This window comes from Chryseolinea sp. H1M3-3, assembly GCF_029360725.1.
In the GTDB taxonomy this organism is placed as follows: Bacteria; Bacteroidota; Bacteroidia; order Cytophagales; family Cyclobacteriaceae; genus Chryseolinea.
On sequence record NZ_JARKMY010000009.1, the window covers coordinates 80,209 to 93,116 of the forward strand.

13 protein-coding genes are annotated in these 12,908 nt (G+C 42.1%); 2 read left to right on the forward strand and 11 right to left on the reverse strand.

The window, feature by feature from the left end:
- The first annotated feature begins 1 nt into the window (after position 1).
- The gene (locus P2W71_RS15110) at positions 2 to 1,258 is read left to right on the forward strand and encodes an aminotransferase class I/II-fold pyridoxal phosphate-dependent enzyme (RefSeq protein ID WP_276372106.1); all 1,257 of its coding nucleotides are present in this window, start codon (positions 2 to 4) and stop codon (positions 1,256 to 1,258) included.
- A gap of 87 nt (positions 1,259 to 1,345) precedes the next feature.
- Entirely contained in the window at positions 1,346 to 1,522 is a 177-nt protein-coding gene (locus P2W71_RS15115; protein WP_276372107.1) for a histone H1, read from the forward strand.
- Positions 1,523 to 1,567: 45 nt separating this feature from the next.
- Here P2W71_RS15115 and dapA read toward each other — a convergent pair whose 3' ends face one another.
- From dapA to P2W71_RS15170, 11 genes are all read right to left on the reverse strand, one after another.
- Positions 1,568 to 2,443, reverse strand: a complete 876-nt coding sequence (gene dapA / locus P2W71_RS15120) for a 4-hydroxy-tetrahydrodipicolinate synthase (RefSeq protein WP_276372108.1) — start codon at positions 2,441 to 2,443, stop codon at positions 1,568 to 1,570.
- Positions 2,444 to 2,646: 203 nt separating this feature from the next.
- The gene (locus P2W71_RS15125) at positions 2,647 to 3,153 is read right to left on the reverse strand and encodes a hypothetical protein (protein WP_276372109.1); all 507 of its coding nucleotides are present in this window, start codon (positions 3,151 to 3,153) and stop codon (positions 2,647 to 2,649) included.
- Positions 3,154 to 3,168: 15 nt separating this feature from the next.
- Positions 3,169 to 5,181 carry an NAD-dependent DNA ligase LigA gene (gene ligA / locus P2W71_RS15130; RefSeq protein WP_276372110.1) on the reverse strand — a complete coding sequence of 671 codons (2,013 nt, stop codon included), beginning with the start codon at positions 5,179 to 5,181 and terminating at the stop codon, positions 3,169 to 3,171.
- A 75-nt stretch (positions 5,182 to 5,256) separates the two neighbouring features.
- On the reverse strand, positions 5,257 to 7,122 hold the full coding sequence (locus P2W71_RS15135; protein ID WP_276372111.1) for a M1 family metallopeptidase: 1,866 nt from the start codon (positions 7,120 to 7,122) through the stop codon (positions 5,257 to 5,259).
- 46 nt (positions 7,123 to 7,168) lie between these two features.
- Positions 7,169 to 8,119: a hypothetical protein gene (locus P2W71_RS15140; RefSeq protein ID WP_276372112.1), complete on the reverse strand. Its 951-nt coding sequence runs from the start codon at positions 8,117 to 8,119 to the stop codon at positions 7,169 to 7,171.
- Positions 8,120 to 8,140: 21 nt separating this feature from the next.
- Positions 8,141 to 8,647, reverse strand: a complete 507-nt coding sequence (locus P2W71_RS15145) for a hypothetical protein (RefSeq protein ID WP_276372113.1) — start codon at positions 8,645 to 8,647, stop codon at positions 8,141 to 8,143.
- A 12-nt stretch (positions 8,648 to 8,659) separates the two neighbouring features.
- On the reverse strand, positions 8,660 to 9,070 hold the full coding sequence (locus P2W71_RS15150; protein ID WP_276372114.1) for a hypothetical protein: 411 nt from the start codon (positions 9,068 to 9,070) through the stop codon (positions 8,660 to 8,662).
- A gap of 30 nt (positions 9,071 to 9,100) precedes the next feature.
- On the reverse strand, positions 9,101 to 9,640 hold the full coding sequence (locus P2W71_RS15155) for an RNA polymerase sigma factor (protein ID WP_276372115.1): 540 nt from the start codon (positions 9,638 to 9,640) through the stop codon (positions 9,101 to 9,103).
- Positions 9,641 to 9,731: 91 nt separating this feature from the next.
- Positions 9,732 to 10,802, reverse strand: a complete 1,071-nt coding sequence (locus tag P2W71_RS15160; RefSeq protein WP_276372116.1) for an aminotransferase class V-fold PLP-dependent enzyme — start codon at positions 10,800 to 10,802, stop codon at positions 9,732 to 9,734.
- Positions 10,803 to 11,294: 492 nt separating this feature from the next.
- Positions 11,295 to 12,119: an ion transporter gene (locus tag P2W71_RS15165; protein WP_276372117.1), complete on the reverse strand. Its 825-nt coding sequence runs from the start codon at positions 12,117 to 12,119 to the stop codon at positions 11,295 to 11,297.
- Positions 12,120 to 12,175: 56 nt separating this feature from the next.
- Positions 12,176 to 12,907 carry an EcsC family protein gene (locus P2W71_RS15170; RefSeq protein WP_276372118.1) on the reverse strand — a complete coding sequence of 244 codons (732 nt, stop codon included), beginning with the start codon at positions 12,905 to 12,907 and terminating at the stop codon, positions 12,176 to 12,178.
- Position 12,908 lies beyond the last annotated feature (1 nt).

The following is a 12,908-nucleotide window of genomic DNA, read 5'->3' on the forward strand; positions in this document are numbered from 1 at the left end:
CATGGTAGATTTATTTGAAAAGCTGAGAATGGAAGCCGGGCCACTTGCCAAATATTCGCACCTTCCAGATGACTATTTTTTCTTTCCGAAACTGGAAGGAGACATCGGCCCGCGCATGAAATTCAATGGCCGCGAAGTGTTGAATTGGAGCTTAAATAATTACTTGGGTCTTGCCAATCATCCCGCTGTCAGAAAAGCAGATGCGGATGCTGCAGCGCAATATGGATTGGGGTTGCCGATGGGCGCGCGCATGATGTCCGGTAATTCATTGAATCACCTGGAATTTGAACGTCAGCTTGCCGAATTTGTCAAGAAGGAAGATGTGATGCTTCTCAACTTCGGTTATCAGGGTGTAGTTTCTATTATCGATGCATTGGTTGATCGCAAGGATGTTATTGTGTACGATGCCGAGTCACACGCCTGTATCATCGACGGCGTTCGCTTACATATGGGTAAACGATTTGTCTACCTGCATAACGACATGGAGAGTTTGGAAAAACAACTTCAACGTGCTACTAAACTTGCCGATGAAACGGGTGGAGGTATTCTGGTAATCACCGAAGGTGTCTTCGGCATGTCCGGAAAGCAAGGGGATCTAAAAGGCGTTGTTGAGCTTAAAAAGAAATATAACTTCCGATTGTTTGTCGATGATGCGCATGGTTTCGGCACCATGGGCAAAACGGGTGCAGGAACAGGCGAGGAGCAGGGTGTTCAAGAACAGATCGACCTGTATTTTTCAACTTTTGCGAAATCTATGGCAAGCATTGGGGCATTCGTTGCCGGCTCCAAGAAAATATTAAAATACCTGCGCTACAGTGTTCGCTCCCAAATTTATGCGAAGAGCCTGCCCATGGCCCTGGTAGTTGGGGGTATGAAACGTTTGGAACTTCTTAAAACCGAGAAGCACCTGAAGGACAATTTGTGGAAAATCGTAGGCGCCATGCAAAACGGCTTACGAGAAAGAGGTTTTAACATTGGAAGTACCAATTCACCTGTTACACCGGTATTGTTTAAAGGTGGCGTAGGTGAAGCTGCAAACATGTCAATGGACCTGCGCGAGAACTTCAATATATTCTGCTCAGTTGTCATCTATCCTGTTGTGCCTAAGGATGTTATCATGTTTAGGATTATTCCTACGGCAGCTCACTCATTAGAGGATGTAGAGCTTACGTTAAACGCATTTTCGAAGCTGAAAGAGAAGCTTGATAGTGGCTTTTATAAGGAGGAAGTTTTAGTGTCTGTAACCAAGGGAGTTTAAAAAAAACCGCTTTTTGGGTTGTTTTTAAAGGTATTTATTTAAATTGGCGTAAGAAACTAAATTTTCAATCTTTAAAATCTAATAAAAATGCAAAAATTTGAAGAGCTCAAAAGTCTCATAGCTTCACTTGAAGGAGATGCTGACAAGTTTTATAATAAGGGCAATAGCGCTGCCGGTACCCGCGTAAGAAAGGGTATGCAAGACCTTAAGAATCTCGCTCAAGCTATTCGTGCAGAGGTTCAAGAGATTAAGAACAAGGCTTAAACCTTGGATATTTGAGTTCAAAATAAGGGATAACAAGATTATCCCTTATTTTTTTATACCTGAAGCCAGCCCCTGTATTTTCCGTTGTAAGTCCTCTGAAGCTTCCACCAGCGGCAAGCGGACGTTTGCATTGCAAATGCCCATCGTTTCCAATAGATATTTTACACCCACCGGATTTCCTTCCTCGTACATTGGCCCATTGATTTCCAATAATTTGAAAAGCTGTTGACTTGCTTTGTCAAACGCGCCGGCAAAAGCATATTCCTTTGTTTTCTTAAAGATTTGGGGAAACGCATTTGCTAAAACGGAAATTACTCCTTTAGCACCGATCGAATACATTGCTACCGTTTGCATGTCATCACCAGATAACAATAGAAAATCCTTCGGCATGTACTTCGCTATTTTCATGCACTGCTCAAGATTTCCCGAAGCTTCCTTTGTACCGATGATATTTTTATGCTCCGAAAGGCGGAGTGTGGTATCCGCAGTCAAATTGCTGGCGGTCCTTCCAGGAATATTATATAGCATGACAGGTACGGGGCACTGATCAGCAATAGTCTGAAAATGTTTAATAATTCCCTCTTGCGAAGGTTTACTATAATAGGGGCTAACCGAAAGCAAGGCACTAACATCGGTGAAATCCGTTGACCGAATGGATTCAATTACGTGATGCGTATTATTTCCTCCAATGCCATACACAATTGGCAACTTGGACGAATTGTTTTTTTTGATGAACTCCAGTACCGCTTTCTTTTCTTCCTCTGAACATGTGGCGGCTTCGCCAGTGGTACCCATTACAACATAGTAGTCAACACCCTTTGCAGTATGTTGAAGAAGTTTTTTTAAGCCTTTGAAATCAACTTCTAATGACTCGGTAAACGGAGTAATCAGGGCTACCCCTGTTCCGTACAATTTTTTCATGTTTTTAAAGTGTTGAAGCGTTGTAGTTCGAATTGTTGAAGAAAGCGTCAGCAATTCGGGGCGCAAGCTACAAATTGAATGTAAGACATTTGCATTTGAAGAAGTGCAAATTTTCGTTACCTAAGGAAATTTTTTATAGATACCTCCTAGGGGATCGCAGGAAAAACCGTCAGACCGTTCGAAACTCACAGCGCGATTCTAAATTACCGCAGTTGTGAAGTATACTTATACATACCCTCAATCAATGATTGATTGCTGTTGATGGATTCGATCATGAACTCAAAATAAGGGCGGGTTTCTGGCCACGATCTGCCTACGCGGCAACGGGCTTTTCCCCGGGCCAGCAAATACAAAATGAAGGGATTCGGCGTAATATCTATATAAAACAGATAATCAAATGGGGCATCTGAAAAACGGATTGCATTCTCTGCTGTTACCTGACCCCAGAATGACAAATCATTTTCGGAAAAAAAATCAAATTTGAATTCATAATTCTCCTTGTCCTTGGGAAGAAATTCAATGACCTGGACTTTCTTTCCATCATGCTCAAGTTTTTTTATAAACTCTTTGATCGCCTCATGTTTTTGTTTGTCCTCAACAGTAAAGATCACACCAACGTTTAAGGCTTCTTTGTAAGGCACGGTACCATGGAGAACTTTGTTTTTTTTAAGTTCCCAATCTGTTCTAACCTTCAAAAGTTTCTGCCTCATTTGTTGAACGTTGCGCTAGCTGTTTAATAATTTTTCGAAATCTTTTTCAGAGATAATTTTCACGCCAAGTTTTTCTGCTTTCGCAAGCTTGGAAGGTCCCATGTTGTCGCCGGCTACCAGATAATCCAACTTCCCGGAAACGCCGGACAATATACGCCCACCATTTTTTAAGATGATGTCCTGCAGTTCGTCACGTTCATAATGTTCGAATGTGCCCGATATCACAAATGACTTACCTCCCAAAACGTCGCTTTCTTTCTCCGGTTCTTTAGCATCGCTCTGAAATTGCAGTCCTGCTGCCTTCAGACGCTCAATCTCACGTTTATTTTCCGCATTCCGAAAGAACTCATGAATACTATGTGCTATTTTTCCGCCAACTTCTGGCGCCTGTAACAACTCTTCAACAGATGCATTGGCAATTTTATCAATGGATTTAAAATAGCGGGCAAGTTTTTCTGCCACCGTTTTCCCGACATAACGAATGCCGACAGCAAATAAAACACTTTCAAAAGGCACAGACTTAGATGCCTCGATTCCATCTAATATATTTTTAGCTGACTTTTCTTTAAAACCTTCCAGTCTAAGAATATCCTCGCGTTTAAGGTCGTATAAATCGGCAGGGCTTTTTACCAGGCCAAGCTCGTACAACTGGTGAATGGTTCTTTCACCGATGGAATTTATATCCATTGCTTTCCGCTGAATGAAATGCTCGATGCGGCCTTTAATCTGAGGAGGGCAACCGTTAATATTCGGACAGTAAAATGCTGCTTCACCTTCGACACGAACTAATTTAGAGCCACACTCAGGACATTTAGTAACATAAATTATCGGCTTGCACTCATCCGTGCGTTTTTCCTCGTCGACACCGGTGACTTTAGGAATAATTTCACCACCCTTTTCAACAAAAACGTAATCGCCGATGTGCAAATCGAGCCGTGCTATCTCATTGGCGTTGTGAAGTGATGCACGTTTGACCGTTGTACCTGCCAGGAATATAGGTTCTAACTCCGCCACTGGTGTCACTGCGCCCGTTCGTCCTACCTGGTAGGTTACACCATTGAGGCGGGTACTCATATTCTGAGCTTTATACTTATAGGCAATCGCCCACCGCGGGCTTTTCGCCGTATACCCTAAGAGTTGCTGTTGTTCAAGGTTATTGATTTTAATAACGACACCATCCGTTTCAACCGGAAGTTCGTGTCGCTTCGTTTCCCAGTGATTGATATAATACAAAACTTCCTTAATGGTTTTACATTTTTTATAAGTTGGAGAAACATTGAATCTCCACGCTTCCAGTTTCTGAATACTTTCTTCATGAGTCTCCAGGCCCGTTTCATCACCCAATAAATAATAGACAAAACAATCCAGTTTTCGGCGGGCTACTTCTGAGGAGTCTTGCATTTTCATGGTACCAGAAGCGGTATTCCGGGCATTGGCATACCGCTCTTCTCCAATATCTTCGCGCTCTTTATTCAGTTGGATAAAAACCTCTTTTGATAAAAAAACTTCGCCGCGCACTTCGAAAACAGGAGGGACCTTTTTTCCTTTCACCAACAAAGGGATGTTTCGTATGGTCTTCACGTTAGCCGTAACGTCGTCGCCGCGGACACCGTCACCCCTTGTTACACCTCGCGTTAATAAACCATTCTCATATGTAAGACTGATAGAAACACCATCAATTTTCAATTCGCAAAAATATTCATACGGCTCACCCTCTAACCCTTTGGCAACGCGGGCATCAAAGTCCAACAACTCTTTTTCGCTGTATGTATTGCTCAGCGAGAGCATTGGGTATTTATGATATACCGTTGCAAACTCTTTTGTGATAGTGCCGCCCACGCGCTGTGTGGGGGAGTTGGGATCCTTGAACTGCGGAAATTCAATTTCGAGCTTAATGAGTTTCTCTAACAGTTGGTCGAACTCAAAATCGCTTATCTGTGTGCGGTTCTGTTGATAATATAGATCATTATGGTAATTGATCTTCTCAGTTAATTGCTCAATTTCTTTTTTTGCTTCCTGCGGAGTCATGTGAGCATAAATCTAAAAAGTAAACGCGGAAAGCAAAAAAATTAACGTAAAGTCTTTCCCTCCGGAGATTGAAATTTATTTTGTATTGTCACTGTAAGGCTTGAGGTCTTTAGAAAAATCCACAACATTATTTTTTCTTTCTACATCGGCCATGCGTTGAGATGGATCTATTTCGATGGAAGCTATTGCTTCGGATTTGCGCTGAATGTTCAGCGTATAAGTCGGATATACCCATGGCCATGCATCCAGGTCAACGCGTTGGATCGTTTTATCCTCTACCGGTTTGTTGCCCAAAGTTTCGTTGGTAGGTATGTAATACATTTCCTTCGATCCATCTTTGTAAGTGATAACAAGGTCCACCGGCATAGGAAATTCACCTACGCGCTCTAATGAAATAAAAGTCGAGCCTTCCGATTCAACAACATTCTTGATTCCATAATCAATTGTCTTATTGGTATTGATCCAGTAAGACATATACCATCCCAGGTCCATCCCCGAGGTTTTTTCCATCACTCTCCTAAAGTCATTCGGCTCAGGATGTTTAAACTTCCAGCTGTAATAATATTTGCGCATGCCTTTATAAAAATTCTCCTCGCCAACGATGTATTTGAGCTGCTCAAGAAATATTGCTCCCATTGCATAGGCTGCAACCTTGTAAGCCAGGTTAGTTGTATAATGGTCAGCGTGTTGGCTGATTGGTTCCTGAAGTCCTCTGGAAAGTAATCCAAAATAAGAGGCATAGCTACTCTGATGCGACGATTGAATGGGCGAGTCAAACATGGAGGCCATAGATTCCTGTCGTGCGAAATCAGTAAATCCCTCATCCATCCACGGGTAGAGGGCTTCGTTAGAAGCCAGGACAGCCTGATACCAACTGTGTGAAACTTCGTGTGCCATAAGTCCTACAAGACCTGTTAGCGAACCTTCTCCCATGATTAATGTACACATTGGATATTCCATGCCACCATCGCCACCCTGAACGATCGAATAACTTTCGTAAGGATATTTGCCAAAAGTTTTGTTCATGAATTGGAAATGCTTTACTGCATATTCTTGCATTTTTTTCCAATTGGGTGTCGTCTTTTCATTCTTTTGATAAAAGAAATGAAGTTCAGGCCCATCTGGAACTTTAAGGCGGTCGTGCGCAAAGTCAGGATCTGAGGCCCAAGCAAAGTCGATTACATTCTTTGCGATAAAATGCCAGGTTAAATCACCAGAAGGTTGTTTTACCGTGCTTCCTTGTTTTTCATAACCATGCCCAATTTTATCGGCGTTTTGAAGCATGCCTGTTCCCCCGATAACGTGCGTGGGGTCAATGGTGATCTTAACGTCGAAGTCTCCCCATACACTGTGAAACTCCCGTCCCACATATTGATAGGCATGCCATCCCTGAAAATCATATTCCGCCATCTTGGGATACCATTGCGTCATTGAATAGGCAATACCTTCCTTGTTATTCCTACCTGACCTTCTGATTTGAACCGGCACTTGTGATTCAAATTTCATATCGAAGATGGTTTTGCCATTGGGAAGGATTGGCTTGGATAAGATTACTTCCAATACAGTCCCGTCAACCTTATAGCTAACATCTTTTCCGTCTTGTTTAAGACTTTGAATATGCTGGTAGCCGATCTCATCATCTTTTAACTTAGAAATACGATCACCGACCCGCGCATCCGGATCTGTAATATTGATGGAACGAACATCCATCATGGAACCAGGTTGAAATGCGTTCCAGTACAAATGATAAAATACTTTTGTTAAAGTGTCTCTGGAGTTATTGTAGTAAGTGAGTTTTTGAATGCCTGTTACTTTATGCGTTGTGACATCGAGCCGCACATCCATGTTGTATTCAACACGTTGTTGCCACCGGAAATCCTGCGAAAAAGAAGATAGAACAAGTGTAAAAAGAAATAAAGAGACAATATGTAGTTTTAGCATGCCCACAGTTTTCGTTGCACATGCAAAATATTGAAAGGGCTTTATTTTACAAAGACAATTTATTCCGTTTCATGCTGATAAAGTAGGTAAGGCTGCCAGACAAATAACTGCTTTCCGACATTGTCAAAGGTTCCCCGGGCAGGGCTTTAGGAATGTTATAACTGTAAGAGAAGGAAAAACCCCAATTTTTATGACTAATGCTCAACGGGACACTGATAGCATAATTCATTAAACCAAAGACCTTTCTTTCGTGCTGTACCCACTTATATCGCGTTCCATATTTCATGCGGTTTTGTAATGCTTCCGCTAAATTTTTGGGATCTACCTGTTCAAATTCGATTAACGTTTCATTTCCAAGCAACAGGAAGAATGCGGGAGAAATTGCTACCCGATCGATGTTAAGAAATTTCTTTTTTTCAAAAATGATACTGATACCGGGCATTATACGGTGTGCATTGGCTTCCCCGAAGTAAAAAGAATAGGTTGCACTTAAAGCGAAGGGCTTGTATTCCAAGGTTGGAGTCGCAGACAAGGCGTTTGTATAGGGGACGTAGCTGTCTTCACCGACGACATAAAAATACCGGTCATATCCGGCAGCCATTGAAAAATATTTGGAGAAATCGTGCATATATCCGACCGAGACAACGGTGAGGTAATAGGAGGGATCAAAATCTTTACTCCAATAGCCAGACACATCGCCAAAGAATCCGGACTTGTGGTAGTACGATATTCCCGGAGCAATTCCAAAATTTTCTATGCCTAAGGTCCTTCCAGTAGACATCACGTTACTATTGTAACTTAGCCTGAGCGCGAGTTGCGAGGCATCCAAGTCGCCTTGCTGAAGTAAGCTATCAATTAAATTGAAAATTGAAAGGGAATCCTCAAATGTCAGATCCGTTTCGACATCGGACAGAATTAAAGAGTCAGCATCCTGAGCAAAAGCTGCAAAGGATGCTGACAGCAGTAAGCTGAATAAAAGACGTCTGCAACAATTCATCAATAGCCGATCTTAATTAATTTAATTGTTGCGCTTTTGAAGTTGTTGTTGCGTTCGTTCTCTGAGATTTTGTTGTCGTTCTTGCTGCATTTGCCTGCGTTGTACCTGATCCAATATCATTTGTCTGAAACGGCGTTCTGCCTGTGGGAGGGATCTTAATTTTTGTGCTGAGATAACTTTAAGCAATCTGCCGGAATAATCCTTTTCAAGATCCAGTTCCTTTTGTTTGGCTTTAAATTGTTGTTCGACAGCTTCCTGATCAGACTGACCTGGTGTTGGATTCTTTGATGCATCGCGAAGTTGTTGCCTGATTTCCCTGCGTCTTTCCGCGAACTCCCGGTAGATCGGCCAAAATTTTTCTGCTTCTTGCGGCGTAAGTTGCAACTGATCGGTAATGTAAGCGATTCTTGCGGCCTCAATTTTATCGCGAACTTTTTTGTCCTGTGGCGGCGGTAAATCATCATCATCCTGAGCAAAAGCAGAGATCGTCATTAAGCTGAGGAATATTATTTTTGCGATAGCTTTCATTGTCTTAGGCTATTATTCAATTTCATTTAGTATTTCTTCATAGTCAGAATCGTTAAGCGGGAGTGCATAAACTGATTCTTCGATAATCGTTGCATCTTCCGCGTCCAATTCGACTTGGTCGAGCAATTCATCTGTCGTCAAGTCGGTTTCGTTCAGATAGGATATTAGATCTTCTGTCTGTATGGAAGCCAATATGCCCTCCGCACTGAGATCGGATTGTGGGCGATTGAACCAAAAAATTCCCACGGTAATAAGGATCACTGCCGGTACTGCAAATCGGAGACTCACGCGATAATTCAACCACCAGCTTTTCTCTTCATGATGTTGCGCTACCCTGGATTGGATAATCCCCGGAAGCTTCTCAAAGTACCCTTCCGGGACTTCAAAAAGCTGCTTTTTAGGTATGTCCTCCAGTTTCTTCATGCCGATTTGACAAGGTAAATTGTTGAAAGTTTAATCATTCGTTAAAAAATCTTCTATTTTTTTTACTGCGTGATGATAGCTTGCCTTGAGCGCACCCACGCTTGTATCGGTAATCTCCGAAATTTGCTCATAGGGCATATCATCAAAGTATTTCATATTGAAAACCAATCGTTGTTTGTCAGGAAGTTTTAAGAGCGCTTTTTGAAGTTTAAGCTGAATTTCATCCCCAGATAATCCCGGCGTGTTTTGAAGCTTGTCGCTCAGTTCTGCTTCAACGTCTCCAATAGGAAGAAAAAATCTGCGCTTTTTTCGCTGCAAAAAGCTAAGGCATTCATTGGTTGCTATGCGATATATCCATGTAAATAACTGGGCGTCTTCGCGAAACCTGTCAATGTGCCGGTGTATTTTTATAAATATCTCCTGTGTAAGATCATCAGCGTCATCATGGTCAACAACCATTTTACGAACATGCCAATACACCCGCTTTTGATACTCTCGTACCAGTAAATTGAACCCATAGTTCCGGGTCTCAGGATTTCTTAGCTTACTTAACAGTTCCTTGTCTTCCAAGAAAAAATGGCGTAATGGAAGTTAGACTAACCCTTGAAACAAAGGTTTAAAAGCTGTTAAGATAATCGGTAAGGAGCTCTATAAAAAGTAGTTATGCAAGACTGTCTGCCAACAACTCAAATTGTTCTTTGGAGTGCGTTGGAAAGTTGGCGAAACGCAACTGGCTCTTTTTTGCGGCGCCGTAACCATCGCCTGGCTGCATCCCATTTTCCAGTAATTTGCTTGTGATTTTTTCAGTGTATTCTCCACAATCGGCAACAATGACAGTTTTAGACCGAAAGGTTTTATCTGCCACAAATGGTTTCAAATGCGGATGGCTGTCGAGCGTTTGATACAACAAAGTTGCCTTGTATTCGGTCTCCTTTCGTATGTTGGAAATTCCGCGGCGTATCATGTCGCCGATTACTTTGCTCAGAACATATATGCTCAACACGTTGGGAGTCTCGGGAGTCTGATTTTTAACTGCATGTGCTTTCAGGCTTGGCAGATTGTGGTATGATCCGATGGATATACCTTTAGATAAAAGTGCATCCGCTTTTGCCAGACACTGATCGTTTACCATCCACACACCGAGCCCTGCTGGCAGCCCGAATCCTTTCTGTACGGAAAAGAAAACAGAATCAAGTTTGGAATAATTGAAATCGGGAAATGGGAGGGATGAGACAGCATCCACGGCTATCAATGCACCAGGATTTTTAGATCTGAGGTTATAAATATAATCCAGGGGAACTGAAACGCCCGTACTCGTTTCGTTGTGGGTGACTGCGATTAATTCAGTATCGGTCGGGATTGAGAGTGAATCCTCAAAACCCTTTCCGTTGCTTACTTCATTTTTGGAGGGAATCTTACCAAGCTGCTGAGCGATTTCAAAAAAGCGTTTTGAGAAGGATCCGTTAACAAGGTGAAAGGATTTTTCTTCCACCAGATTTTGGATGAGTCGTTCCCAAATTTCTGTAGCTGAGCCTGTGAAGTAGATGTGATAATCAGCGGGAAGTTTTAACAATTCGCGCAGCCCCTCTACGGTGTCCTTATAATAGCTCTCAAATTTCTTACTGCGATGCGATAACGTAGGTACACCGTCGCGAAAGGCAGTTCGAACATGATCTTCGACGGTAAAATAAAGTTGAGAAGGACCTGGCGTGAAATTAATTTTAGGATTCATAACGGGGGACAAATGTAATTAAAAAGTTAATAGTTAACAGAGCTGTTGTGTACGACGGCGTATATTATGACGGCAACTTTTTGACAATTTGCTGGGACATTACATCGCTAGGTAAAAAATACAAATTAGTCAATGGTGCGCTTTAAAAGTGTTTTACCTAAGTTGCATGCAAATCCCACTCGGGTTTGGGACACGTTTGCTGAACCTAACAATTATAAACAATACCGAGTGAAGCTTTCATGCAAAATCAGGCCTCATCACGCCATTTGGCGTGACCTCGCCCAAAAAGCAGGTTAACAGAAGAAGATTGCGGATGACAGCAGCTCAAAACTTGTCTTTTATGGGGTTCAGAAACACCTCACCAAATCCAGTGGGCTTTTTTTTTCTTTTGGTTGCGAGCTATGAAACTCGTAGTCAGTTGTTCTCTTCTTGTCAATAGTGTTGGATGATTGTGGGTCAACCATCAAATTGCTTCTCACTTACGCGCTGACATCAGTTCAGCTTTCCCCCACAATACTTGCAATGGATTGCATCTACATCATGTCCTTCTTTTAGGCAGTGTGGACAAACTTGTGTCGTAATAATTTCTTTATTGCGTTGAAAAACCATTTCGGCAGATACGATTCCGGTAGGGACAGCGATGATACCATATCCTAAAATCATAATTAATGATGCTAACGTCTGGCCTACTGCTGTTTGAGGGGCAATGTCACCATAACCGACCGTTGTCATCGTAACGATCGCCCAGTAAATACTTTTTGGTATGCTGGTAAAACCATGTGAGGGCCCTTCAATAAGATACATCATGGTACCGGCGATGATAACAGACGTAAGAATGGTAACCAGGAAAACGGTGATCTTATGACGGCTTGATTTAAGGGCGCGCGCAAGATTTTGACCTTCGCCCACATACCTGGTGAGTTTAAATATTCTGAATATTCTTAGGAGCCGTATGCTTCGAATAACCATCAGAGATTGTGCGCCAACAAAAAATAATCCGAGGTATGTAGGTAAAATGGAAAGCAGATCAATTACGCCAAAGAAACTCGTAACGTATTTCTTTTTGCTGGGCACAATCCAAATTCTGCTGATGTAATCAATGGTGAAGATGATGGTGAAAAACCACTCCAGCCCTACAAGCCATTTGTCAAAATATTTAGGGAGTGTATGGACACTTTCTAGAGCCACCACGATAACACTGGCAACGATGCAAAAGAGTAATACGATGTCATAAGTTTTTCCTTCGGGCGTGTCGGATTCGAAAACTATCTCATACAACCTTAACTTAGAACCGGAGAGCTGTGCTTTTGAAGCCATGTTTCAATATACAAGATCCATTGTAATTGTCTTGTGTTAGTAATATAAAATGCTTCCTACGATAACATCTTCTTAGTTTTCCAACGCAATCGATAAGCATTCATCGCTGCTTTACCCAACTTTTGTGTTAACCGATGGTTCACATATGCGCCAATGGGCGCGCCGATACCAGGTACAAGCTGAAGCAATTTTGCAACGTCAATGTAATCGCGGTATTCTAATTGGAAAGTTCGCCAATCAAATTCATTAATAGAGGGTGGTAATTCATTCAATGTTTGATGCCAGTTTTCAATTAAAAGAATTGCTTTGTTTCGTTGCTTTTGGCTTGAAAATGTTATCTGAAAAATATACAAAATGTAAATACGCTCCTTGTAATCTTTAACATCGTAACCGTACAACGCAGCGATCTCGTGAAGCATTTTCATTTTCAGTGTTAACCAGATCGGGAAATCCGCCAGGCCTAGCAATATTCCGCCAGCACCAGTAATAGCGCCCTCTGTGGCAGCGGTATTTTTATAAAATCTAATTCGCTGTTTGATTTTTAACTCGCGCTCCTCGAGGGTGCCTTCGGCGAGTGGCCTAGACGTTGTAAATTCAGAACCCAAGAGAACAGCCCGCGTCATTTGCTTAATAGCGACCGTAAAAGCAACATGAATTTTCTCAGGGATTATCTTATTAATGCGATTTTGAAGTCGCTTTGCCAGCCCCCCAAAAAGGGATGGGGATAGTTTCATTTCTTGTTGCCATTGAGAAGCTTCTTCCATCGCTTCTTGTTCATAGGACGTCATT

What these genes read in the sequence shown, in the direction of transcription:
- P2W71_RS15140 (WP_276372112.1), bottom strand. Translation starts at nt 8,119, where the DNA reads ATGAATTGTTGCAGACGTCTTTTATTCAGCTTACTGCTGTCAGCATCC.
- P2W71_RS15110 (WP_276372106.1), top strand. Translation starts at nt 2, where the DNA reads ATGGTAGATTTATTTGAAAAGCTGAGAATGGAAGCCGGGCCACTTGCC.
- P2W71_RS15160 (WP_276372116.1), bottom strand. Translation starts at nt 10,802, where the DNA reads ATGAATCCTAAAATTAATTTCACGCCAGGTCCTTCTCAACTTTATTTT.
- P2W71_RS15150 (WP_276372114.1), bottom strand. Translation starts at nt 9,070, where the DNA reads ATGAAGAAACTGGAGGACATACCTAAAAAGCAGCTTTTTGAAGTCCCG.
- P2W71_RS15165 (WP_276372117.1), bottom strand. Translation starts at nt 12,119, where the DNA reads ATGGCTTCAAAAGCACAGCTCTCCGGTTCTAAGTTAAGGTTGTATGAG.
- P2W71_RS15115 (WP_276372107.1), top strand. Translation starts at nt 1,346, where the DNA reads ATGCAAAAATTTGAAGAGCTCAAAAGTCTCATAGCTTCACTTGAAGGA.
- ligA (WP_276372110.1), bottom strand. Translation starts at nt 5,181, where the DNA reads ATGACTCCGCAGGAAGCAAAAAAAGAAATTGAGCAATTAACTGAGAAG.
- P2W71_RS15170 (WP_276372118.1), bottom strand. Translation starts at nt 12,907, where the DNA reads ATGACGTCCTATGAACAAGAAGCGATGGAAGAAGCTTCTCAATGGCAA.
- P2W71_RS15125 (WP_276372109.1), bottom strand. Translation starts at nt 3,153, where the DNA reads ATGAGGCAGAAACTTTTGAAGGTTAGAACAGATTGGGAACTTAAAAAA.
- P2W71_RS15145 (WP_276372113.1), bottom strand. Translation starts at nt 8,647, where the DNA reads ATGAAAGCTATCGCAAAAATAATATTCCTCAGCTTAATGACGATCTCT.
- dapA (WP_276372108.1), bottom strand. Translation starts at nt 2,443, where the DNA reads ATGAAAAAATTGTACGGAACAGGGGTAGCCCTGATTACTCCGTTTACC.
- P2W71_RS15135 (WP_276372111.1), bottom strand. Translation starts at nt 7,122, where the DNA reads ATGCTAAAACTACATATTGTCTCTTTATTTCTTTTTACACTTGTTCTA.